This is a genomic window from Streptomyces sp. NPDC026417 (assembly GCF_055567695.1).
Genome location: NZ_JBVHPY010000003.1, coordinates 323,117 through 344,813, shown reverse-complemented (window position 1 = coordinate 344,813; position 21,697 = coordinate 323,117). Strand labels below are relative to the sequence as shown.

At 70.6% G+C, this 21,697-nt stretch carries 23 protein-coding genes; 6 read left to right on the top strand and 17 right to left on the bottom strand.

The features are described from left to right. Positions 1-140 precede the first annotated feature (140 nt). Positions 141-1,133, top strand: coding sequence for an MsnO8 family LLM class oxidoreductase (locus ACZ4NT_RS06750; RefSeq protein ID WP_467723936.1), 993 nt, complete (start codon positions 141-143; stop codon positions 1,131-1,133). 98 nt (positions 1,134-1,231) lie between these two features. On the opposite strand, the gene ACZ4NT_RS06745 is transcribed toward ACZ4NT_RS06750, so the two are convergent. The 10 genes from ACZ4NT_RS06745 to ACZ4NT_RS06700 all read right to left on the bottom strand — a co-directional run bounded on the left by ACZ4NT_RS06745 (position 1,232) and on the right by ACZ4NT_RS06700 (position 7,762). Next, on the bottom strand, positions 1,232-1,492 hold the full coding sequence (locus ACZ4NT_RS06745; protein WP_121407983.1) for a hypothetical protein: 261 nt from the start codon (positions 1,490-1,492) through the stop codon (positions 1,232-1,234). Between the two features lie 104 nt (positions 1,493-1,596). Beyond that, positions 1,597-2,769, bottom strand: coding sequence for a globin domain-containing protein (locus ACZ4NT_RS06740; RefSeq protein WP_467723934.1), 1,173 nt, complete (start codon positions 2,767-2,769; stop codon positions 1,597-1,599). Positions 2,770-2,908: 139 nt separating this feature from the next. Continuing rightward, a complete protein-coding gene (locus ACZ4NT_RS06735; protein ID WP_121407985.1) occupies positions 2,909-3,358 on the bottom strand; it encodes an Rrf2 family transcriptional regulator in 450 nt (149 codons plus the stop codon). Between the two features lie 165 nt (positions 3,359-3,523). Beyond that, positions 3,524-4,132 (bottom strand): flavin reductase family protein, encoded by a 609-nt coding sequence (locus tag ACZ4NT_RS06730; protein ID WP_121407986.1) that lies wholly within the window; start codon positions 4,130-4,132, stop codon positions 3,524-3,526. An 83-nt stretch (positions 4,133-4,215) separates the two neighbouring features. After that, the gene (locus ACZ4NT_RS06725) at positions 4,216-5,343 is read right to left on the bottom strand and encodes a PP2C family protein-serine/threonine phosphatase (protein WP_121407987.1); all 1,128 of its coding nucleotides are present in this window, start codon (positions 5,341-5,343) and stop codon (positions 4,216-4,218) included. A 112-nt stretch (positions 5,344-5,455) separates the two neighbouring features. Then, entirely contained in the window at positions 5,456-5,998 is a 543-nt protein-coding gene (locus tag ACZ4NT_RS06720) for a hypothetical protein (protein WP_121407988.1), read from the bottom strand. A gap of 149 nt (positions 5,999-6,147) precedes the next feature. Further along, positions 6,148-6,585: a DUF7144 family membrane protein gene (locus tag ACZ4NT_RS06715; RefSeq protein WP_147464419.1), complete on the bottom strand. Its 438-nt coding sequence runs from the start codon at positions 6,583-6,585 to the stop codon at positions 6,148-6,150. A gap of 200 nt (positions 6,586-6,785) precedes the next feature. Beyond that, the gene (locus ACZ4NT_RS06710) at positions 6,786-7,211 is read right to left on the bottom strand and encodes a DUF3592 domain-containing protein (protein WP_121407990.1); all 426 of its coding nucleotides are present in this window, start codon (positions 7,209-7,211) and stop codon (positions 6,786-6,788) included. A 113-nt stretch (positions 7,212-7,324) separates the two neighbouring features. Beyond that, entirely contained in the window at positions 7,325-7,492 is a 168-nt protein-coding gene (locus tag ACZ4NT_RS06705; RefSeq protein WP_183117157.1) for a hypothetical protein, read from the bottom strand. Positions 7,493-7,537: 45 nt separating this feature from the next. Next, positions 7,538-7,762, bottom strand: a complete 225-nt coding sequence (locus ACZ4NT_RS06700) for a hypothetical protein (RefSeq protein ID WP_121407992.1) — start codon at positions 7,760-7,762, stop codon at positions 7,538-7,540. A gap of 174 nt (positions 7,763-7,936) precedes the next feature. Between ACZ4NT_RS06700 and ACZ4NT_RS06695 the strand changes: the two genes are divergently transcribed. Continuing rightward, the gene (locus ACZ4NT_RS06695) at positions 7,937-8,170 is read left to right on the top strand and encodes a hypothetical protein (RefSeq protein WP_147464420.1); all 234 of its coding nucleotides are present in this window, start codon (positions 7,937-7,939) and stop codon (positions 8,168-8,170) included. Positions 8,171-8,323: 153 nt separating this feature from the next. Here ACZ4NT_RS06695 and ACZ4NT_RS06690 read toward each other — a convergent pair whose 3' ends face one another. The 3 genes from ACZ4NT_RS06690 to ACZ4NT_RS06680 all read right to left on the bottom strand — a co-directional run bounded on the left by ACZ4NT_RS06690 (position 8,324) and on the right by ACZ4NT_RS06680 (position 12,384). Beyond that, positions 8,324-8,869 carry a hypothetical protein gene (locus tag ACZ4NT_RS06690; RefSeq protein WP_121407994.1) on the bottom strand — a complete coding sequence of 182 codons (546 nt, stop codon included), beginning with the start codon at positions 8,867-8,869 and terminating at the stop codon, positions 8,324-8,326. A gap of 28 nt (positions 8,870-8,897) precedes the next feature. Next, on the bottom strand, positions 8,898-11,123 hold the full coding sequence (locus ACZ4NT_RS06685) for a hypothetical protein (protein WP_121407995.1): 2,226 nt from the start codon (positions 11,121-11,123) through the stop codon (positions 8,898-8,900). 325 nt (positions 11,124-11,448) lie between these two features. Beyond that, complete coding sequence (locus tag ACZ4NT_RS06680; RefSeq protein WP_467723930.1) at positions 11,449-12,384, bottom strand: YhjD/YihY/BrkB family envelope integrity protein; 936 nt, start codon at positions 12,382-12,384, stop codon at positions 11,449-11,451. 379 nt (positions 12,385-12,763) lie between these two features. Here ACZ4NT_RS06680 and ACZ4NT_RS06675 point away from each other — a divergent pair, with 379 nt between their 5' ends. Further along, positions 12,764-13,204, top strand: coding sequence for a DUF6325 family protein (locus ACZ4NT_RS06675; protein ID WP_220784198.1), 441 nt, complete (start codon positions 12,764-12,766; stop codon positions 13,202-13,204). Between the two features lie 84 nt (positions 13,205-13,288). Further along, positions 13,289-13,573, top strand: coding sequence for an SHOCT domain-containing protein (locus ACZ4NT_RS06670; protein WP_121407996.1), 285 nt, complete (start codon positions 13,289-13,291; stop codon positions 13,571-13,573). 219 nt (positions 13,574-13,792) lie between these two features. Here ACZ4NT_RS06670 and ACZ4NT_RS06665 read toward each other — a convergent pair whose 3' ends face one another. Further along, positions 13,793-15,211 carry a DUF2252 domain-containing protein gene (locus tag ACZ4NT_RS06665; RefSeq protein ID WP_121407997.1) on the bottom strand — a complete coding sequence of 473 codons (1,419 nt, stop codon included), beginning with the start codon at positions 15,209-15,211 and terminating at the stop codon, positions 13,793-13,795. 305 nt (positions 15,212-15,516) lie between these two features. On the opposite strand from ACZ4NT_RS06665, the gene ACZ4NT_RS06660 reads away from it, so the two are divergent. Together ACZ4NT_RS06660 and ACZ4NT_RS06655 are read left to right on the top strand one after the other, a co-directional pair. Then, positions 15,517-16,041: a gluconokinase gene (locus tag ACZ4NT_RS06660; RefSeq protein WP_467723927.1), complete on the top strand. Its 525-nt coding sequence runs from the start codon at positions 15,517-15,519 to the stop codon at positions 16,039-16,041. A 125-nt stretch (positions 16,042-16,166) separates the two neighbouring features. Further along, positions 16,167-18,005, top strand: a complete 1,839-nt coding sequence (locus ACZ4NT_RS06655; protein WP_121407998.1) for a glycoside hydrolase family 15 protein — start codon at positions 16,167-16,169, stop codon at positions 18,003-18,005. Positions 18,006-18,240: 235 nt separating this feature from the next. Here ACZ4NT_RS06655 and ACZ4NT_RS06650 read toward each other — a convergent pair whose 3' ends face one another. From ACZ4NT_RS06650 to ACZ4NT_RS06640, 3 genes are read right to left on the bottom strand one after another with little or no spacing between them, the layout of a single operon-like run. After that, the gene (locus tag ACZ4NT_RS06650; protein ID WP_467723925.1) at positions 18,241-19,278 is read right to left on the bottom strand and encodes a cytochrome d ubiquinol oxidase subunit II; all 1,038 of its coding nucleotides are present in this window, start codon (positions 19,276-19,278) and stop codon (positions 18,241-18,243) included. Continuing rightward, positions 19,278-20,762 carry a cytochrome ubiquinol oxidase subunit I gene (locus ACZ4NT_RS06645; RefSeq protein WP_467723924.1) on the bottom strand — a complete coding sequence of 495 codons (1,485 nt, stop codon included), beginning with the start codon at positions 20,760-20,762 and terminating at the stop codon, positions 19,278-19,280. Before ACZ4NT_RS06645 ends, ACZ4NT_RS06650 begins: the two co-directional genes overlap by 1 nt. Positions 20,763-20,798: 36 nt before the next feature. Then, positions 20,799-21,605, bottom strand: a complete 807-nt coding sequence (locus tag ACZ4NT_RS06640; RefSeq protein ID WP_183117190.1) for an SDR family oxidoreductase — start codon at positions 21,603-21,605, stop codon at positions 20,799-20,801. Positions 21,606-21,697: the final 92 nt, after the last annotated feature.

Genomic DNA, 21,697 nt, shown 5'->3' with positions numbered 1-21,697 from the left:
TCCCGGAGGAAGGGCCGTCGGATGTGTTCCGACAGACTTCAGGACGGCGGCCGCGGCCACCAGTGCCCGGACCGCCAACATGTCGCGATCGAGGGGCTGTTGCCGGCATCCCGCTGCCCGGGCTGCCTATGCTGGGGCGCATGATCACTCTGCCGCTCTCCGCACTGGAGGTCGCCATGGTCCAGGCGGGCAGCCGGGCCGTGGACACGTTACGGGACACCACCGAGTTCGCCCGGCGCCTCGACGCCCTCGGCTACCGGCGGCTCTGGTACGCCGAGCACCACCACTCCCCGGCCATCGGCGCCTTCCCTCCGGTGGTCCTGACCGCGCACGCCGCCGCGTCGACGGCGTCCATCCGGCTCGGCTCCGGAGGAGTCCTCGCGCCCAACCACGCCCCGATCATGCTGGCGGAGCAGGTCGGCACGCTCGCGGCCCTGCACCCGGACCGGATCGACCTGGGCATCGGCCGCGGCCCCGGCACCTTCGACGAGGCCACCGCGCGGGCCCTGCGGCGAGGGGCGGGACCGACGACGGACGCCGAGTACCGGGACGACGTCATGTCCACGCTGCGGTTCCTGGTGGACGAGGTCGCGCTCGGCCCGCTCCCCGAGCCGTGGCTGCTGTCCTCCAGCACCGCCGGCGCCGCGCTCGCCGCGGAACTCGGTCTGCCGATCGCCTTCGCCCACCACATCAGACCGGACAACACCGAGGCGGCGCTGGGCTGTTACCGCGCGGGCTTCTCCCCCTCCCGCTGGTGCGAGCGCCCCCGCGTCCTGCTGTGCGTGGAGGCGGTCTGCGCCGAGACGCAGCAGGAGGCGGAGCGGTTGGCCGGGCCGATGGACGTCGTCAAGTCGGGTCTCCTCCAGGGACGGAGCGACGCCCCCTTCCCCTCACCCGAGGAGGCGTCCGCGCACCCGTTCACGCCGGAGGAACGCCGTGCGCTGGCCGCGTTCCGCGCCCATCAGGCCCACGGTACGCCCGAGGTGGTCGTACGACGCCTGTCCGAACTGGCAGCGGCGACCGAAGCCGACGAACTGATGCTGGTCACCCCGGTCCACTCCCTGCCGGACCGCCTGCGCTCGTTCGAGTTGATCAGACAGGAGAGCGCCGCCGCGGGCGCCCCGGAGGCCTGAGGGGAGGGCGCGCAATTGCGGTTCCGGCCCCCGGCCGGCGGCGACATCCATGGCCGTCTCTGCTCGTTGACGCCGGTGACCTGGTCCGCGGCGCCGCGTCAGGTGCCCAGCGAGCACGAGCGCGAGTGGTCCCAGTACCTGCGGGTCTCCCGGCTGTCCTCGTCGGCGCCCTCGGGGGCACCGCAGGTGCAGCGGCCTGCGTGGGGGTCGATGAGGTCGGCGGCCTCGCGGTGGCCCGCCTCGCGCAGCTGGGTGGCCAGCTGGTGCGCGTAGTCCTCGACGAGGAGCGCGGCGTCCTTCCCCGTACGGGCGGTGCCGTCACGGCGAAGCTCCTGTACCAGTCTGGCGCGCGCCATCATGCGGGTCGGCTCCTTCTGCGGTCGGCCGCCGATGCGTGCGCGGTTCGCGGCCAACCTAACAAACGGGCCGGCCGCGCACGCCGCCACGGCACCGGTCGGGCAGGTCAGCTTTCGGCGAGCCAGAGATCCGGGCCGAAGACCTCGTAGTGCACCGCCGAAGCGGGCACCCCCCGCTCCAGGAGCTGGGTGCGCACCGCCCGCATGAACGGCAGCGGGCCGCACAGATAGGCCTGGACCCCGGCGGGCAACGGCGGCAGCTGCGCCAGGTCGACCGTCCCGAGTCGGTCACCCTCCTCCGGATCCTGCTCGTACCAGAAGTGGACCGTGCCGTTCGGCAGCTTCCCGGCCAGCGCCCGGTGATCACCGCGCAGGGCGTGCGCCTGCGGGAAGCGGTCGCCGTGCACGACGGTGACAGGTGCCTCGTACCGGCTGTCGGCGAGGTGGTGCAGCATCGACAGCATCGGCGTGCACCCGATGCCCGCCGAGGCGAGCAGCAGGGGCGCACCGGTGTCGGAGAGGACGAGATCCCCGTAGGGGGCGGAGAGTTCGATGCGGTCTCCCACCCGTACGTGGTCGTGCAGGTGCCCCGACACCTCGTTGACCCGCTTCACGGTGATGAAGCGAGTGGGGTCCGCGGGGGCGCCGGAGAGGCTGTACTGACGTATCTGCCGTGCCCCGTCGGCGAGTGCGACGCGTACCGACACGTACTGACCCGGCGCACAGACGGGTGCCTCACGTCCGTCGGCCGGGCGCAGCCGGAAGGACACGACGTCGTCGGTCTCCGCAATGCGTTCGAGGACCTCCCACGGGCGCCATGTGTCGCCGAGCAGCACACCGCGTTCGGCGTAGAGCCGGGTCTCGACGGCGATCAAGGCGTTCGCCATCAGCCAGTACACCTCGTCCCAGGCGGCGGCGACCTCCGGGGTGACCGCGCTGCCGAGGACCTCGGCGATCGCGGCGAAGAGGTGCGTGTGCACGACCCGGTACTGACCCGCGGTGACCCCGAGCGAGGCGTGCTTGTGGGCGATACGGGCGAGCATCGCGTCCGGGCGGACCTGGGGATGCTCGACGAGTGCGGTCGCGAAGGCGGCGATGGATCCGGCGAGCGCCTGACGTTGCGCTCCGTCGGCCTGGTTCCCCCGGTTGAACAGGTCCCGCAGCAGCTCCGGGTGCGCGCCGAACAGCCGCTCGTAGAAGCGCTCGGTTATGCGCGGCAGCGCTGCGCCTACCGCCGGCAGCGTGGCGCGAACGGTCACCGCGGACGCGTCAGAGAGCACGACAGACTCCTAAATTTGAATGCTAAATGCATATTCATGGGCGGGAGAAGCGAGCAGGGAGTGGCATGTGCGAAAAGCCCACCGGACCTGACCGCCAAACCCCGTCCGGCCCGCAGGAACTTCAGGGCTCTCAGGGCTCTCAGGACAGCACCGGGGATCCACCCCGGCCGATGAGGCCGATCAGTACCGGGCCGGTCGGCGGCGCCGTGAGGTCTTCGACGGTGAGCGGGTCGAGCGAGGCGTAGAACGCTTCCTGCGCCTGCCGCAGCGCACCTCGCAGACGGCAGGCACCGACGAGCGGACACGCCTCCTCGCCCTCGCAGTCCACCACGTCACCGACCCCCTCCAGCTCACGGACCAGCCGGCCGATGGACAACGCCCTTCCGGCGGGCGTCAGTTCAAGGCCCCCACCACGGCCGCGCCTCGACTCCACGACCCCGAGGTGCTGCAGCCGGGCCGCGACCTTCGCGAGATGCGAGTAGGGGACGCGCACCGCCGCGGCGACATCACGAGCCGTCGACGGGGCGTCGGCCGCGGCCAGGGCCATGACCGCGCGCAGGGCGAGATCGGTGGACTTCGTCAGGCGCATGAGCGGAGCATAGATAATGCGAATCCGGCATGCAAGTTATCTGCGCGGGCCGGTGGGCGCCCTGCCTGCAAGCACCGGACTGCGGTCCCTCGGATGGCGGTCCCGCCGCCTCCCGCACGGACTGCGGTCGCCCGGGCCGGGCTCGGACCGGCCCGGGCGCCGGCGTCAGTCCTGCTGCCAGTCGCTGTACCGGATCCGCGCCAGGTCCTTGATCTCCCCCAGGGCGCCCCACTCGTTCTTGCCGAGCCGGGACAGCGGCCGCAGCCGGTCGATCCGCGGGTGCCCGTCCTCGACGGTGTCCGCGTGGACGGCGGCGTGGACGACGCGCCCGAACACCACCGTGGAGTTCCCCAGGCACAGGGTCGAGTGCAGCCGGCACTCCAGCGCCACCGGGGAAGCGGCCACGCGCGGCGGCTTCACCCGCAACGAGGGCTCCCGCTCGATGCCCACCGCGTCGAACTCCCCCTGCTCGCTGGGGAAGTCGGTTGCGGTCGCGTTGACCAGTTCCATGAGCGGCTCGGGGGCGAAGTTCACGACGAACTCGCCGGTCTCCTCGACGTTGCGCAGCGAGTCCTTGCGCCCGACGGAGGTGAACTGCACGATCGGCGGATCGGTGCAGGCGACGGTGAAGAACGAGTGCGGCGCCAGGTTGGCGGTTCTGCCGTCGCCCGTGAGGGTCGACACCCACGCGATCGGCCGCGGCACGATCACCGCGGTGAGCAGCTTGTAGAACGCTCCCTTGTCCATGGACTCGGGGGAATAGTCGATACGCATACGAGGCAGTATCGCTGCCCGCGCAGGGCGGCCCGCACCGCGGCGCCCGAGCCCTGCCCGGTCCCTGGCGGCAGCGGTCGGGGTCACTCCCCCGTGGGGCCGACGCGTTCGATCGCGATGAGCGCGGCGTCGTCGCCCAGGTTGCTGCCCACGTGGGCGAGGAGGTCGCGGCGCAGCTGGTCCAGCAGAGCCTCCGGGCCGTGACCGGACCAGGCGGCGAGCCGTTCGGCCAGCGGGAAGAACTCGCCTTCGCCGTTGCGGGCTTCGATCACCCCGTCCGTGTACAGGAGGATGATGTCGCCCTCGCCCACGGTGAACTCCTCGGTGGAGAATGGGGCGTTGATGTATCCGGTCAACCCCAGAGGTGGTGACGGCCGGAGCACCTCGAGTTCGCGGACCTCTCCCCCGGCGGCCAGCAGCAGGGGCGGCGGGTGACCGCAATTGATCATCGATACGGTCGTGGTGTCGTCCGGGATGTCGAGGACGGCCGCGGTGGTGAAGGCTTCGAGGCCGTGCGCGCCGTCGGTCCAGTCGCCGGGCGTGTCCAGGTCCGAGGAGACGGCGTCCTCGAGGAAGGCGACGAGATCGGGCAGATCGGGCTGCCGGTGGGCCGCGGCCCGGAACGCGCCCAGGATGCGGGCGGCGTCACCGATCGCCTCCAGGCCCTTGCCGCGCACGTCGCCGATGAGGACACGGGTGCCGTGCGTGGTGCGGGCCGTCGCGTACAGGTCTCCGCCGATCTGCGCCTCGGCCTCGGCCGCCAGGTAGAGGGAGGCCAGCCGCAGCGGGCCGATCCGGTGCGGAAGCGGCCGCAGTACGACCTCCTGAGCCGCCTGGGCCACCGACCGGAGCTGGATCAACTGCCGTTCGTGACGTTCTCGCAGGTGCGCGAGGAAGGTCACGAGTACCGAGATCAGGGCCAGGGCGAGCACCTGGAGGGCGTGGTTGAGGTCGGTGAGGCTGGTGCGCGCCATGGCGACCGTCATCTGGGCGAGTACGGCGATGGCACCGACCATCGCCGTCGTGCGGGGACCGGCGAAGGACGCCGTGATCGCGGGTGCCGCGACGAGGAAGGGGCCGAGGTGGACGTCCGGAGGCGCGAGGATGTCCTCGACGGTCACGACCGCGATCAGGACGAGCGGCAGCACGAGCCGTCTGCTCGACGCCGTCTGCGACCAGACCGCGTCTCCCGCGCGCCGGCTGTGATCCATGGGTCCTGCCTCCACCGATGAGGCGCACGTGCCGGCTCAGCAGCGTTTCGCGTTGCGTGTCGCTCGCCCCGGGGGCCCGAAGCGGTTCCTTACGGCCTGCGGATGGGGGGCCTCAGGCGACTGCGTGGACGTTGCGTTTGGCCGCGGCCGCGACGTGGACCCCGGTGATCTTGACGATCTCGTGCCAGAACGGCTTGGCCGTCAGATAGGCACCGAGCGCGGACATCGCCCCCAGCGAGACGTCGACGCTGAGGCGTCCCCGGTCCCCCCAGTAGACGTCCCGCAAGTCGAGCAGCAGGGCGAACTCGTCGCAGATGAGTGCGGTGCCGCACCCGTACGCCGTGGCGACCACGGGGTGCCCGATGGCCCGCTCGTCACCGCGGACGGCGATCAGCCCCACGCCGGCCAGTGCGGCGATCCCGAAGTTGTAGTGGTGCAGGTGCTCCCCGCCGACGGACATGTTGCCCCACGGAAGCCATCCACCGCGGATGCCATGGGTGATGGTCCTGACGGTGCCGAACGTGATCCCGAACGACACCCAGGTCATCAGCAGGGACCTCTGCACCGGGGTCAGATGCGTCTGCGCGGTCTGCCGCCACCGGCGCACGAGCTGCCGTCCTCCCCGGTCACGGCGCTCCGCTGTACTCGTCCCCATGGCTGACGACCTTCCCTTCCGCCGGGGGTGCGTGGGCATCGGGTCCCGGACCCACGGGTACCTCATCACGGGTGCCGACGCGCCAGGCGTCGGCTTCCCTCGGGACGCTTCGGCCGGCGTGCGGCCCCTGCCGCTCGCCGCCCGCGGTGCTACACCCGCATCGATGACGGGACGTGCCGCGGTTCGGCCAGCAGGCCGAAGATGGCCAGTACGGAGATGGCCATGGTGGTGAGCGACCACCAAGGGAAGGTGGGCAGGAACATCATCTGGGCCACCAGGCAGAACGAGGCCAGTGCGATGCCCGTGCGCCGCGCACCCCTGGAGCCCACCATCACGCCGATGCTGGCGAGGATCTGCGCGATGCCGACGAGGATCCAGATCCATCCCCAGACGGTGTAATTGAAGATGAGCAGGCGGTTGCCGTGGTCGGCGACCGTCTCGTAGTAGCCGTGGTCCAGGATCGCGACGAACCCGTTCAGCAGATCGAAGAGCCCGGCGATCATCAGCAGGATCGCGGCGAACGCCACCCAGTGCGAACGCTCCATGGGCGGCACGGCCTCGTCCCGCGAGGGGGTGTGTTGCTGCATGAGATCCATTCAGCGGCGGAACCGCGCGGGCCGCAATCAGTGCTGACCCGTTGGTGGGGCCGCCGCAGGTGATCGGAGCGGCCGGCGGCGTACGTGCACGACGCGACGGTGTCGCGGGGGTGACCGGCTCGCGCCGAGCACGCCGGTGCGTCTCGGTCGGCACGCACCCGATCCGCGGGCCGCTGGTCCACGGACCCGGCTCAGAGAGTGATCAGTCGTATGAGGAGCGCCGCCGCCGTCCCCGCAGTGAGGACCGATCCCACGACGGTGAACACCAGGTCCACCGTCGTGGCGTCCCAGCCCCGGATCTCGAACCGACGGGGCTTGTCCGGATCGTAGGTGACCGTGACGAGAGCCCCGACCCCGAACGGCGCGTTGACGGAGGCGCGGCCGAACCTGGAGGGGTACTCGCACGCGCGGCCGTCCCGGGTCGTCCATGCGGCGACGGGATGGTGGAACCTGGCGCCGTCCTCACCCCGCATGATCTCGTGCCGAACGATCCGCCCCTGCGCCGTGACACCCACGCGGCGGAGGATCCCGGCGCGGCGCAGTCCGTAAGCGCCGATGCCGAGAAAGGCCACGCCGATCAGCAGCGGGATGAGCGAGAAGAGCCATGCGCGTTCCATGTCTGGTGCGACGCGCCTGCGAGGCCGCCGGTTGCGCACGGGCCTGCGGAGATCATCCGTCCCCGTTCCGGCCGAGGGGACGAGCGGCACCCGACGGCCGGACCGAGACGCTCTCAGAGAACCTCGTCCAGGTGGACGGGCGGTTCCGACGGGCCCTTGACCTCAGTGAACCCGATGGTCCGGGACCTCACGGTGAGGCTGGTGACACGGAAGCTGTGCAGCCCGAGGTCGAAGGCGACTTCCGAGGCGTGGGTGAGGAATGCGCTGTCGCGATCGGCCATGAAGTGGCCCTTCTGCACGGCGGAGAGCTGTTCCGGACTGCGTCGTCAGCCGGCCCGGCCGGCTCCGGGACGGGCCCTCCACTCGCGGCGCAGGACGAAGCCGCGGAGCACCGCGATGGCGAGGAACGCCACTCCGAAGGCGGCCCGTTGCCACTCGCCGACCAGGACGAACCAGTACAGGGCGAGGCCCGCGAAGAAGAGGCAGACCGCGATGACGAGGGGCTCGCGGATGTAGAACGGCAGCACCCGCAGGACCAGGTTGATCAACATGGGGCAAGTCGAGCAGGCGCAGACCGGGCGCGCAGTGGTGGAAGCCACAGTTCCGGAGACGGGACGCGGCAACCCGGCCGGGCGGGGGACGCAGGATGGTCCTCGCGTCTCCCTCGTAGCGGATTCGGCCCGATGGTCCGCGGGCAACCGGAGGTCGGGGAGAAGGAGGCCTGGATGGCGCAGAGTTCGCGTTCGCAGAGCGTCCCGGCGTGGGTCAGGCCGGGCGCCCGTTGGGTCCAGTGGGTCGGCTGGCCGCTGCTCTGCCTGAGCGTGCTCGTTCTCGGGGTGCGCATCGCCGTCGGTGACCGTGCAGGAAGCATCGCGGTGGCCGCCTTCCAGGTTCTGCTGTGGGCGTTCCTCCTGATGCGAAACCGCTCGGCCCGTCGCAAGGGAAGGGACAGTCCCTGACGGCGGCTCCCGGGCTGTCGCCCGCTCGGTCGCCGACGCTCGGCACGGGCCGTCCGCACCGAGCCGTCCCCGCCCGGAGCGCATGCTCAGACCAGAACCGCGCCGGAGGACGCCCGTGAGGGCCGGCCCCCGTGAGGGCCGGCCCCGTGTGCTCTACTCCTCTGTCGTGAGCGGCGGGCCGACGCGGATGCTGGTGACACAGCCCAGGTCCTGCCGGTACTCCACGCCGCCCTGTTGGTAGTAGTAGCGGCAGCCCGTCAGGTCACCGGTGATCTTTCCGGTGACCCGGACCCTGACCGCCCAGAAGATGTCCCCGGTGTCGTGCGCCGCCACACGCGAAGGCCGGCCGGAGTGGTCGCGCAGCGTGGTCAGGTCCGGGATCCCGGGCGACCCGCCGACCGGCGAGGCGCCCAGGGGGTGTCCCTCGGTCTCCTGGTGACTGAACGCCCGGTACTCCTTCACCTGCAGTCCCGCGGGGACATGTGTGATCTCCCCCCGCAGGAGGGTGAGCGGACGCGCGGACACGTTCTCGGCCGGGGGCAGTGCGACCCAGTACTCCTTGCCGATCCGAGCGTGCGGACTCGTCACTTCGAGTGCGCCGGCGTCGTCGGCCAGCAGCGTCCCGGCCGGGTGGGCTTGCGCGGTGTCGCCGGAGACGGACCACAGCACCAGTCCGGTCGCGGCCGCGGCGGCCGCCACGGCCAGCCCGAGGGCAACGAGCCGTCGCCTACTTGGAGTAGAAGACTCCGGCCTTGCCGCTGCTGATCGAGTCATTCTTCCCCCAGACCCAGTGCTTGCCGGACCTGGTCCCGGCGGTGATCTTCTGCTTGTGGTTCGAGTCGTAGCCGGTCTTGGCCCCCAGGGACACGCCGTAGAAGCTCACGGCGCCACCGAACTTGACGCTCTTCCCCCGGGACAGCTGCGCATGGTCACCGGGGTTGAGGTAGTTGCGGTACGCCTTCCTGGACCGGTTGAAGTTCGCCGAACCGTCCTTGCCGGAGACGTCCTTGCCCACCTTGCCGAGCGCTCCGCCGGCGGGGGCCTTGTAGCGCTTGGGCTCGATCTTGTACCAGGTGGAGCGGACGCTGCCGGAGCAGATGTACTGGTTCTTGACCTTCACGTACTCGATCGGGACCTTGTACTGCTTGGCGTAGTGGGGGCCCTTGTTGGTGTATCCGACGGCGATGCTGACGCTGTGCGAGAGCTCCTTGGAAGCACCGAGGTTCCAGTTGCCGTTGCTCTTGACGGCGGTCTCGACGCTGGTGCTCATCGAGGACTCGTACTCGAAGGTGGCCTTGGCGTCCCAGCCCGCGTGGGCCTCGCCGACGACCGTGTACTTGATCTTCGAGGACACGGGGATGCGGATGGTGTCGCAGCTGCCCGAGGCCATGGGCGTGACGGGCGGACGGACGGCCTCGGCACCGACGTCCCTGCCGTCCACCGCATAGGGGTTGTAGTCGGCGGCCAGGAGACTGCTGTCGCTCTGCCACTCGGGGTCCTCACCACCCGGCACGGCAGGGCTGTCCTCGATCCGGGCCGCGTAGCTCTGCGACTCCGTCGAGGCGGCGAACCCGTCCTTGAGACCGCCCGCCGAGTCGACCGTGTTGGGGATCAGCTTGACGCGGTGTCCGTTGTCCGGGCCGGAGATGCTGGCATCGACGGCGGCCTGCCCGGTCATCGCGCTGAGGCCGTCGAAGCCGAGCATCCGCACCCCGCTGCTGGTGGTGCCCATGGCGACGGCCTGGAGGTTGAGGATGCCGTTGTTCCCGTCCGCGGCCTGCTGCGCGGCGGGCGGCAGCGTCTGCGGGAGGGTGAGCGACCAGGAACCGTCCGCGGCGGTGGTCGTGGTGCCGACGACGGTCTCCTTCACCTCACCTGTGGCATCGCTGTTCGCGTCGGGTGCGGTGACGGTGACCGGGAGGCCGGGTGCGGGCTGCCCGTTGCCCAGCGTGAAGGTGCCGGTCACCGTCCGGGAAGGCGGCGCGACGGAGTCGTCCGCGGCCGGTGCATCCGTCAGAACGTCGCCGGTGTCGTCCGGGGCACCGCCGAAGGAGGGCGCGGCGTCGGGGTCGGGCACGCCGAGGCAGGGGCCGGCGTCCGCCGTGATGTCGCCGACGATCCCGGACCGGACGTCGTCGTCGGCCTGCGTCCAGGGGCCGGTGGTGTACTTGCGGATCTGCCCGGTGGTGTCGGGGTCCGTGGTGACGGACTGGGTGTTCACGGCACCGCCGCCGGGGCTCCAGGCCCGGCTGACGTCGGTCAGCCCGGTGGCGATGTCGACCCGGCCCCACAGTTTCACGGCGGTGCCCGTCGAGCTGGGCAACGGGACGACCACCGTCTGCCTGATCGCTCCGTCCTTGAGCCACTGGACGGCGGAGTTGACCATCCACACGTCGTCTGCGCCGGCGAGTTCGGCGACGACGGACGAGCGGACTCCGTCGGCGACCTTGGTGAGTGTTCCGTTGCCGGTGGCGGGGTCGGACTGCTTGTAGACGTCGAGGGCGCCGTCGGCGGTCAGGACGAGGAACAGGGTGCCGTTGGTCAGGATCCGCTTGGCCGTGTGCCAGTCGAGGGAGTGGGTCCTGACCGGGGTGAGGAGGCTTCCGCCGGTGGCGGTCTCGTCCCGGTAGACCTTGACCTGACCGGTGGCGGTGGCCTCGTAGAGGATGCCCTGGCCGCCCCCCGTCGCGACCTTGCTGGTCATGGGCAGGTTAGCCGTGTGGAGGGTGTCCAGCAGGGCGGCGTCCGCGCTCTTCGGCCCCCAGTCCATGTACTTGTGGAGGACGCGCTTGGACGCGATGTTGTTGCTGTTGGCGGGCTCGAACACGTACGTCGGTACGGAGAAGGCGGTGCATTCGGCCTCGTCCGCGGCGGCGGCCGACGGGGCGGAGGCGACCGCCTGCGGAACGACGACGAGACCGGCGAGCAGAGCCGCGCCCGAGAGGACGTTCATCGGGCTGCGTCTGAGACGTCGGTGCGACGCAATGGGCATGGTGATCCCCCTGTGAACTGCGGTTTTGGTCGTTGGAGAGTCAATCACGCGGCCCACGCACCGAAGTTGATCATGCGGAAGCGAGCCCTCCACATGATCATCGGCCGCACCGGTTCGTCCGGCTACGGGATGATCTGTGCGCACGCTTTTCAGAGGTTCTTCTGAGGTCGGCGCCGCCTTCGCTCCCGGCACGTCACACGGCGCAGGGCGATCACCCCACGGGCCCTACGTCGACACAGCAGAGACCTCGACGGTCACGGACGGGAGATTTGCCCCGGCCCCGGCGTCACACCCCGTCGTCCGGCGCGGGCGGATGCGGCGGGGTGCCGAGGCGACGGGCCAGGAAGGGTTCCTGAGCCAGCACCGCACCCGCGCTGATCCCGACGGCGACGGCCACGCACACGACGATCAGCCAGGAGAGCAGCACGAACACCGATCCCGCGGAGCCGTACTCGGCCAGGGCCCGGTTCAGGGCCCGCGGCATGTAGAAGTGGGCGGTCACGGACAGGCCAGTGACGGCCCCCGCCGTGAGGACGGCACCCGGCATGAGAGCGGCCCAGCCGACGAGACCGCCCAGCAGGACGTGCGGTGTCCACCACCAGAGAGCCGTCAGGCAGACCAGCGTGACCGGCACTCCCAGCCATGCCCCGAGACCGAAGCCGTTGCGCAGCGGTCCCTGGACGAGCAGCGTGCCGACCCAGACGGCGATCCAGACGATCCACCGCCACGCGGCGATCCGCACCCCGGACCGCGGGAACATCCAGGCGCGCTTGCACAGCCGCTGCATCGCACGGCTGACCGAGGTGGCGGACAGCAGCACCATCAGAGCGCCGATCACGCCGGTCGCCTGCCGCAGACCGTCGTCCGGAGGATGGAACGCCTGCTCGAGCTGCGCCTTGGCGTTCCCGGTCAGGCCGAAGACCGCACTCACCGAGGCCACGAGCTCGTCCTGGACCGCCTGCGGGGCGTAGGCACTGACCACGAACAGCAGCGGGATCGCGGTCAGGAAGCACTCGGAGGCCAGGCGGGTGGCGGAGTCGAGGATGTTCACCTCGATCATGCGGTCCACGAGTCGCGTCATGACGGGCAGCCGCGATTCGAGCCGGGCGTGGAGAGCCTTGGCCCGTTCGGTCAGCTCGCCGGTCCGGGCACCCCACCACGAGGCGCGCAGCAGCAGCGGGCGGCGCCCTCGCCCACCGGACCCGCGTTCGTGCGGAGTCACTCGTCGACGCGGACGGCGCACGGCCCCGACACCGGTTTCCCGTCCTTCGGTCGGCCCCGCGCGGAGGTCTCCATGAACTGCTCCTCTCCGGGGTCCAGCGTGGCCGACGGCGCGTACCTCGGCATGTCGCCCGGCGCCGAGGACGGCCGAATGCCGTCTGCCGGACCGTGGCCGCTGGGCAAGAACGCGTCCGCATTGATCAGTTGACCGGTGCCCGGTCCCGGACGTGTCCCGTGGCGACGGGCGCACGGCGCCGGACATGCGGCCCGCCACGTCCGGTGCTGCAATGACTGTGGGGCCTTGCTCCGGTGCGCCGGGTGCGCCGCCGTGCGGCCGAGACGGCAGGCGGCCGGTCCCCAACCGCTGCAGAGGAGTGGCCGTGAACGAGGATCTTCAGGAACTGGGCCCCGTCGACTACCTGGTCGTCGAATTTCCCGGAAGCCGCATGACGGGTGAGGGTCTCCCCCTCCTCGTCGACCTGGTCGAACGCGGCATCATCCGCATTCTCGACCTCGTCTTCGTCCGCAAGGACGCATACGGCTCGGTGACGGGGATGGAGCTGCGCGAACTCGGGGACGCCATGGATCTGACCGTGTTCGAGGGAGCCTCCTCGGGGCTGCTCGACCAGGGCGACCTGGACGAAGCCGGCGCGGCGCTGGAACCCGGCAATTCGGCAGCCGTCATCGTCTACGAGAACACCTGGGCGGGCCCGCTCGCCGCGGCGCTGCGGCGGGGTGGCGCGCAGATGGTCGCCAGCGGCCGGATCCCCGTCCCGGATCTGCTCGCCGCCCTGGAGGCGGCCGATGCGACGGCTTCGTAGGACGGGGTCCGCCCTCGTCCGGCATACGGCCGGGGTGCCCTCGGCGCCCCGGTGACCGCAGTACTACGTGGGAGCTGATCGAACATGCCCGGACTTCTGCGCGGTGTCGCTCGCACCGCAGTCATCTCCGGCACCGCCACCGCGGTGTCCAACCGCGTGTCGCGAAGGCAGGCCGGCCGGTGGGCCCAGCAGGGCTACGCACAGCAAGAGCCGTCCCAGGCGGCCCCGCCTCCCCCTGCCCCGGCACAGCCCGTCGAGGACGACATGAGCAGCAAGATCGACCAGCTCAAGGAGCTGGCCGAGCTGAAGAAGACGGGCGTGCTCACCGAAACGGAGTTCGAGGCGCAGAAGCGCCGGATCCTGGAGTAGCGCCCCCGGGGGCTCCCCCGGGGGCGAATGCCCTCCTGGCCTGAGCTTTCGAAGGCCGAAGCCTCCTTCCTCGAATTCCTCGAAGGACGGAGGCCGGAGGACGGAGGCCGGGACGGAAAGAAGAAGCGGCGCGCTGAGACTGCGCGTCGCTTCTTCCTGTGCGGGTTCGGTGCGGGCAGCCGTCGCCCCAGGACCACTCCACGCGAGGGGACCGGGCCGTCACTCCGCCCGTGCCTTCACACGTCCGCTCTTGACCGCGTCGAGCAGGGCCTTGTGGTCGCGTTCGTTCTGGTCGGCGTAGCTCTCGGCGAACCGGGCCAGGGCCTGATCGAACGTGTCGCTGCCGCCCAGGTAGGCGGCCATGGCGATGCGGTCCCCCGAACGGGCGTGGGCCCGGGCGAGCGTCGCTCCGCAGAGTTCGCCGAAGAGCTTCATCCCGCGCGGCACCATCAGGGACGGCTCGACGACGAACTTCCAGTCCCGCAGCTGGCGTACGTAGAAGTCCCGTTCACGGTTGTCGATGCCCTGCACGCGTTCCCAGCCCAGGAAGATGTCGCTCGCGGCCTGCATCAGCCGCTGTCCGGCGACCACCCGTTCGCCTTCGGTGGCGAGCCGGTTGTCCCCGACGTGCTCGGCCAGTACCGAGACATCGGCCTCCTTGGCCTGGAGGAAGAGCGGATCGTCACCGTCCCGGCCGAGCAGCAGCACGATCCAGCAACGAGTACCGACACTGCCGACGCCCACCACCTTGCGCGCGACGTCGACGACGGTGAACCGGTCGAGCAGATACCGGCGGTCGGTCTGCAGGCTCCCGCGGTAGCGGGTGAGCAGCGTCCGGATGCTCGCCTCGAGTGCGTTCCGCTCCAGCTCCGGCAGCAGGTCGGCGAGGGGCGTGACGACGGGCGGCGCGGCGGCGATCCGGCGCTCGCCGTCGACGACATGGGTCAGTTTCTCGAAGGCCTGGACACTGTCGTGCGTACGTGCCTTGGCCAGCGACTGTTCCAGGCGCTTGCGTCCCCGCTCGTGCAGTCGCCCCGAGGCCAGCTCCGTGAGCTGGTCGGCGTCGGACCGGGCGTACCAGACGTCGAGCGTGCGCATCCCGGCGAAACGGCGCATGTTCTGGCGATAGGACCTCACCGCGGAGAGCACGATCGCCCTGCGGTGGGCATCCGAGAAGTCGTTCTCGCGGCAGGCGATGACCAGGCTCGCCGCGAGCCTCTTCACATCCCATTCCCAGGGGCCGGGCAGGGTCTCGTCGAAGTCGTTGATGTCGAAGAGCAGACGCCGCTCGGGGGAGGCCAGCAGCCGGAAGTTGAGCATGTGGGCGTCTCCGCACAGCTGCGCGCGGAGGCCGGAGTCGATGGTCGTGGCCAGATCACTCGCCATGATGGCGGCGGCGCCCCGGTAGAAGCGGAAGGGAGACTCCGACATCCGTCCGTAGCGGAGCGGGACGAGTTCCGGCAGCCGGGTCGCGGACTGCTTCTCGATCACGTCGACCGGGTCCGGCCTGTACCGGGAGGGGGAGAACTCGGCGTGCGCGGACCGCGGGGCGCGTGCTCTCGCCGCCTTGCCGCGGGCCGCCCGCTCGAGCGGCGAGAGCTGCACCTGCCGCGTGGTCGTCATCGGCTTGTGCTTCATCGTCGGCCTCCTGAGCGGGGTGGCGTCGGGGCCCGCGGCGCGCATACGGGGTGGGCGTCCGGGCCCTGGCAGCCGCGCCCCTGGTCGGCCGACGGTGCCGCCTCACCTGATCGGACTAGTTCCAATCTGTACTCTCCGGATGCTCTTCGCACCTCGGGGGCGTCGGCGACCGATCACCGCCGAACGCGGCCCGCACCGCGGACGATCCCACCGGTCCTGGTGAACCCCGGGCGTGTCGCGCCGCTACGGGCAATAGTGGAGGCGCGTACAAGGAGATCCTCTTACTCCATGCCGAGGGAGGCGCGTTGGCCGGCCAGGGCGGCGGTTCGCAGGTGGTGGTCGTCATGGGCCCCTCCGCATCCGGGAAGTCCACGGTCGCCCGGCGACTCGCCGAAGAGCTCGGCGTGCCGTTCATGGAGGGCGACGACCTCCATCCGGCCGCCAATCGCGCCAAGATGGCGGCAGGCCACCCCCTGAACGACGCCGACAGACGCCCCTGGATCGCCGCGCTCTCGGCCTGGATCCGGTCCGCGGCGAGGGCAGACGGCGGCGTCGCGACGTGCTCCGCGCTCAAGCGGGCCTACCGGGACCAGTTCCGGAGCACCGGAGCGAACGTCTGGTTCGTCTTCCTGAAGGTCGATCCCGAGGTGGCCGCGCAGCGGATCGCGCAGCGGAAGGGCCACTTCATGCCGCCGGAGCTCATCCGTTCCCAGTACGCCGCTCTGGAGCCGCTGCAGGGCGACGAGCCGGGCGTCACGATCGACGCCTCCGGGAGCGCCGCAGAGGTCGCCGACACCGTGCTGCGGGCGGTGACGGAGCAGGGCCGCTGAGCCGCCCACGCGCTCCGTGATTCCCGGGTACGCCAGTGCCCGTGCGACTTCACCGCGCCGCGCCGAAGTCGCCCCTTTAGGCTGATTGGGCGCGTTCCGCGCAATGCGGCTGAAAGGTGCGCCCTATGGACGAGTACCCGCTCATCGAGAATCACGGCCTGCTCGGCGATCTGCAGACCGCCGCCCTGGTGACGACCGATGGAACCGTCGACTGGATGTGCCTCCCGCGCTTCGACTCCCCCAGCGTCTTCGGCGCGCTCCTCGACAAGGACAAGGGCGGGCACTGCACGGTACGGCCGCGAGCGGAGACCCACGCCACCAAGCAGCTCTACCTCCCCGACACGGCGATCCTGGTCACCCGGTTCATGACCGAGGCGGGCGCCGGCGAGGTGCTCGACTTCATGCCGGTGACCGGCAGGACCGCCACGGACCGGCATCAACTGATCCGCATGGTGCGCTGTGTGCGCGGAACCATGACGTTCGACATCGAGGTGGCTCCGCGGTTCGACTACGGACGCCGGCCCCACAGCCTGCACGCCACCGAGCACGGCGCCGTGTTCGAGGTGGGCGGCGAGGCGGCGCTCACGGTGCACGCCATCCGCGAGCCGGACGACGACAGGCTGCTGGAACTCCTGCTGGACCGGCAGGACGACCTCCATTTCACGCTGACCCTCCAGGCGGGTCAGCAGCGCGGACTCATGCTCGAGTCCGCCGCCGACGGCCCGCCGCGCCAGATACGTCTGGCGGAGTACCAGGAGATCTTCGACAGCAACGTCACGTTCTGGCGCTCATGGCTGGCACAGTCCCAGTACACGGGGCGCTGGCGGGAGACCGTGGAACGCTCCGCGATCACGCTGAAACTGATGACCTACGCTCCCAGCGGCGCGCTGGTGGCGGCCCCCACGGCGGCACTCCCGGAGCAGCTGGGCGGCGAACGCAACTGGGACTACCGCTTCACCTGGATCCGCGACGCGTCCTTCTCCGTGTACGCGCTGCTGGGACTGGGCTTCACCGAGGAGGCGCAGGCCTTCATCAACTGGCTGAGCGACCGGGTCCGAGAACGGGCGGGCAGCGAGGGCGACTCGGGCCCCCTCAACATCATGTACAAGGTCGACGGCTCGTCCGACCTGGACGAACAGCTCCTCGAACACTGGGAGGGCTACGCGGGTTCCGCGCCGGTGCGCATCGGCAACGGCGCCGCCACCCAGCTCCAACTGGACATCTACGGCGAGGCGCTGGACAGCATCTACTTCGCGCACGGACACGGCATCCAGGCGGGCCACCACGGATGGAACTCACTCCTCACGAATCTCGACTGGCTCGTCGACCACTGGGACCAGGGAGAGGAAGGACTCTGGGAGACCCGCGGCGGCCGCCAGGACTTCACCTACGGACGGGTGATGTCCTGGGTGGCGTTCGACCGTGCCCTGCGGCTCGCCGAGGCGTACGGCCGGCCCGCCGGGACGGCACGCTGGCAGGCCGCCCGGGACCAGATCTACGAGCAGATCATGTCCCAGGGCTGGAGCGACCGACGGCAGGCCTTCGTCCAGCACTACGGGAGCGACGTGCTCGACTCCTCCCTGCTGCGCATGGCGACGGTCGGATTCGTCACCCCGGGCGATCCGATCTGGGCCTCGACCCTGGACGCCATGGAGGACGAACTGGTCAGTGACAGCCTGGTCTACCGGTACGACCCCGCGGCCTCGCCCGACGGCCTGCGCGGCTCCGAGGGCACCTTCTCGCTGTGCACGTTCATGTACGTCGACGCCCTCGCCCGCGCGGGACGCACCGAGAAGGCCCGGCTGACGTTCGAGAAGATGATGGGGTACGCCAACCACCTGGGCCTGTACTCGGAGGAGATCGACCTGACGGGGCGCCAACTGGGGAACTTCCCGCAGGCGTTCACCCACCTCGCCCTCATCGACGCGGCACTCACCCTGAACGCGGCACTCGACCGGCAGTGAGTGCCGGCGGACTCGGCGTCGTACCCGGTCCGACGGCCGCACGTGTTCGAACAGCGGGCCCCACCACGGTGGGCCCCGAGACCACGAGGATCACGCCGAGCATGCTGGCCACGGCCGAGGGCACGCCGAACAGAGCCGTCCCGAGGGTCCCGACGACCCCCGGGTGGGCGAGCGCCACGGTCAGTGCCGGCCCAAGCAGGATGTCGTTCTCGCTCACCGCCCGCCCGCCGGCCGGTCAGTGCTCGTCAACGGCACCACCGCGCCTCAGATCGGCATCGGTCAGGGTTTCCAGTTCGCCCTGGGTGTCCAGCCGGTAGAGCAGGGCGACCGCGGGGAAGACCAGCACCGCCGCGACGAGCGTGACCAGGGCCAGCCAGCGCAGGGTGGTGTCCGCGCCCGCTCCCTCGGCCACGGTCAGGGACGTCGGCACGAGGTACGGGCGCTGGGCCATGCCCCAGGCGATGACGGCCGAGGCGACCACACCGACAGCGGCGACCCGGGACCACAAACCGGAGGAACGGATCAGCGCCCACGCGGTGGCGCACGAGGCCAGCACCGCGAGGACGACGAAGACGAGACCGACTCCGTGCGTGAGCCCGTGCCAGACGTGGGGCGCGTCCCCGTGGGTGACGAAGAGCGTGATCACCGCGAGGACGGCGACCGCGGCCAGAGCACCCAGCGCCCGCGCCCGGAAGTACACCGCGAGATCCGGTGCCTCGAACCGCCGGGCGTCCGCCGCGAGGAACACCGCGCCGAGCAGTGCCGTCGTCGTGACCGCGAGCAGACCGAACAGCACCGAGGTGGGGTTGGCCCAGGCGTCCGCCGAGGCCTCGGTGCCCTTGGACACCCGGCCCGACGCCACTCCCCCGGCCGCGGCGCCGAAGAAGAACGGCGTCAGCAGCGAGGAGACGGCGAACACGGCGCCGTACAGCCGTCTGCCGGACAACCGGCGAGCGGCCTTGCGGAGGGCGAAGCCGGCGCCGCGCAGCACCACGCCCACCGTCGCCAGTGCCAGCGGCAGCCACATCGCGGTGAACACCTGTTGGAAGAAGACCGGGAACCCGGTCCACATGACGACGAGGACGAAGATCAGCCACACGTTGTTCACCTCCCACACGGGAGCCATCGCGTGGTCGATCAGCCACCGGGGCCGGCGGCCGCGGCGCGCGCCCCCCGCGGTCAGGTCCCAGAAGCCGGCACCGTAGTCGGTGCCGCCCGCGCAGGCGTACGCCGCGATGGCCAGCAGCAGGACGACGGCGATGATCCCGGCCATCAGGAACGGCCTCCCGCGCCGGGAGGAGTCGTGCCGCCGCCCGCGCCCGCCGCGTCCCCGGACAGCGCCGCGGAGCGCGGCCCGTACGGGCTGTCGGTCTCGGGCGGGTCCTTGTGCCCCGCGCCGGCGTCGGCCTCGTCGGCCAGTCTCCAGCGTCTGCTCATCTTCAGCAGCGCGACGAGGAAAGCGCCGAAGACGAAGACGTAGACGGCCACGACCAGGCCGAACATGATCCACAGGCCACTGGAGCGCGTCGCCGTCACCGCGTCGGCCACCCGCATGTTCTGGTAGACGATCCACGGCTGGCGCCCCACCTCGGTGGTGATCCAGCCGCATTCGACGGCGACGACGGAGGCGACGCCGGCGACCGCCGCGCACCTGTAGAACCAGGGCGACGCGGGCAGCCTCCGGCGGCGCCAGAGCACCACGGCGTACCACAGGGCGAGCACGATCAGGACCGATCCGATGCCCACCATGATGTCGAACGTCCAGTGGGCGATGGTCGCCTGAGTGGGCGTCGGCCGATCGGCCGCCGGGACCGACGTCAGGCCGGTCACCTTGGTGTCGGGGTGGAACCCGGCCAGAATCGAGTCGAGTTGGGGGATCTTGATGCCGCCGGACACGCTGCCGTCCGGATGCAGCCGGCCGAAGAGGTACTCCGGGACATGCGTGTCCGTCTTCCAGACGATCTCCATGGCGGCGAACTTCACCGGCTGCTTCTGGAAGACCTGCCGGGCGATGGAGTCGCCGAGCATGAACTGCACGGGCGTGCACAGCGCCGCGACCGAGAACGGGACGGCGAACCCGAGCCGGTGGTAGCGGTCCCGGCGGCCGCGGAGCCAGCCGGCCGCGTAGACGCCGGCCACGACATAGCCCGCCGTCACGAGCATCGCCACGACGAAGTGCCAGTACTGCGGCCCGAACATCGGCGTGAAGATCGCCTTCCAGATGTTCACGTCGACGGGGTTGCCCGCGGCGTCGAGTTTGAAGCCCCGGGGGGTGTTCATCCAGGAGTTCGCCGCCAGGATCCCGAAGGCACCCAGCAGGGCGGCGGCGGGCAGGGGCAGCCCCAACAGGAAGTGGGTGCGGGCGGGAAGCCGCCGCCAGCCGTAGAGGTAGATGGCGATCAGTACGGCCTCCAGGAAGAAGGCCCACGCCTCGACACCGAACCCGATGCCGAAGACGTCACCCCATCTGCCCATCAGCCCCGGCCACAGGAGCCCGAACTCGAAGGAGAGCACCGTGCCCGTGACGACCCCGATCGCGAACTGGATCGCCATGACCGCGGACCACCGGCGGGCGAGCAGCAGGGCCGTCGCGTCCCCGCGGCGCAGACCGTAACCGTGCATGATCAGCGTGATCAGCGGCAGCGCCACGCCCAGCGGTACGAGGATGATGTGGGAAGCGAGGGTGAAGGCCATCAGGGACCTGGCCGGAAGCATCTGTGCGGGCGCGTCCGCCAGGATCTGGACGGTGGTGTGCATGCGTTGCTCTCCCGAGGCCGACGCGGACGAGGTGGGTCAGCCGCCGGTGGCGAACCCGGGGAAGAGCGTCATTCCGCCGTCCACGTAGAGCGTGGTGCCGACGACGTAGTCCATGAGGTCGGAGGCGAGGCCGACCGCCGCGTGGGCGATGTCCTCGGGGTCGCCGACCCGGTCGTAGGGGATAAGGCGCAGGAGGTCCTCGCGGGCTTCCGGTGTCTCCCACGCGTCCCGGTTGATGGGGGTCATGATGGCGCCCGGAGCGATCGCGTTCACGCGGATCTTGTGCGGGGCGAGTTCCTGCGCCAGCGTCTCCATCATCATCTGCACACCGCCCTTGGAGGCGGCGTAGTTGACGTGCCCGGCCCACGGGATGATCTGGTGCACGGAGCTCATGCAGATGATCTTGCCGGCTGCGCGGGAGACCTCCGGGACGACTCCGCGCCGCATGAACTCCTTGGCCGCCTCGCGGGCGCACAGGAACTGCCCTGTCAGGTTGACGTCCAGGACCTTCTGCCACTGGGCGAGCGTCATCTCGGTGAAGGGCGAGTCGCGCTGCAGCCCGGCGTTCGCGACCAGGAGGTCGATCGTGCCGAACTCCTGGACCATGCGGTCCATCATGGCGACGACCTGGCCCTCGTCGGAGACGTCCGCCTCGATGGCCAGCGCACGCACGCCGAAGGAGGCGATCTCCTCGACCACCTTGTCGGCTTCCGCGCCTCCCGCCACGTAGTTCACGACGACGTCGGCACCCGCACGCCCGAGCGCGATGGCCGTGGCCTTGCCGATGCCCGAGTTGGCGCCGGTCACCAGTGCCTTCTGGCCCTTGAGGAGCTGCGGGGGGATCACGCTCTTGGACGCTTCGCCGGGGGAACCCACAATGACTCTTCCTCCACTGGATGTTCCGATGCGGCCCGGGCCTGGGCCCGGACATTCAC

Coding starts and splice junctions, on each gene's coding strand:
- ACZ4NT_RS06750 (WP_467723936.1), top strand. CDS start 141: ATGATCACTCTGCCGCTCTCCGCACTGGAGGTCGCCATGGTCCAGGCG.
- ACZ4NT_RS06745 (WP_121407983.1), bottom strand. CDS start 1,492: ATGATGGCGCGCGCCAGACTGGTACAGGAGCTTCGCCGTGACGGCACC.
- ACZ4NT_RS06735 (WP_121407985.1), bottom strand. CDS start 3,358: ATGCGCCTGACGAAGTCCACCGATCTCGCCCTGCGCGCGGTCATGGCC.
- ACZ4NT_RS06730 (WP_121407986.1), bottom strand. CDS start 4,132: ATGCGTATCGACTATTCCCCCGAGTCCATGGACAAGGGAGCGTTCTAC.
- ACZ4NT_RS06725 (WP_121407987.1), bottom strand. CDS start 5,343: ATGGATCACAGCCGGCGCGCGGGAGACGCGGTCTGGTCGCAGACGGCG.
- ACZ4NT_RS06720 (WP_121407988.1), bottom strand. CDS start 5,998: ATGGGGACGAGTACAGCGGAGCGCCGTGACCGGGGAGGACGGCAGCTC.
- ACZ4NT_RS06715 (WP_147464419.1), bottom strand. CDS start 6,585: ATGCAGCAACACACCCCCTCGCGGGACGAGGCCGTGCCGCCCATGGAG.
- ACZ4NT_RS06710 (WP_121407990.1), bottom strand. CDS start 7,211: ATGGAACGCGCATGGCTCTTCTCGCTCATCCCGCTGCTGATCGGCGTG.
- ACZ4NT_RS06705 (WP_183117157.1), bottom strand. CDS start 7,492: ATGGCCGATCGCGACAGCGCATTCCTCACCCACGCCTCGGAAGTCGCC.
- ACZ4NT_RS06700 (WP_121407992.1), bottom strand. CDS start 7,762: ATGTTGATCAACCTGGTCCTGCGGGTGCTGCCGTTCTACATCCGCGAG.
- ACZ4NT_RS06695 (WP_147464420.1), top strand. CDS start 7,937: ATGGCGCAGAGTTCGCGTTCGCAGAGCGTCCCGGCGTGGGTCAGGCCG.
- ACZ4NT_RS06685 (WP_121407995.1), bottom strand. CDS start 11,123: ATGAACGTCCTCTCGGGCGCGGCTCTGCTCGCCGGTCTCGTCGTCGTT.
- ACZ4NT_RS06670 (WP_121407996.1), top strand. CDS start 13,289: ATGCCCGGACTTCTGCGCGGTGTCGCTCGCACCGCAGTCATCTCCGGC.
- ACZ4NT_RS06665 (WP_121407997.1), bottom strand. CDS start 15,211: ATGAAGCACAAGCCGATGACGACCACGCGGCAGGTGCAGCTCTCGCCG.
- ACZ4NT_RS06655 (WP_121407998.1), top strand. CDS start 16,167: ATGGACGAGTACCCGCTCATCGAGAATCACGGCCTGCTCGGCGATCTG.
- ACZ4NT_RS06650 (WP_467723925.1), bottom strand. CDS start 19,278: ATGGCCGGGATCATCGCCGTCGTCCTGCTGCTGGCCATCGCGGCGTAC.
- ACZ4NT_RS06645 (WP_467723924.1), bottom strand. CDS start 20,762: ATGCACACCACCGTCCAGATCCTGGCGGACGCGCCCGCACAGATGCTT.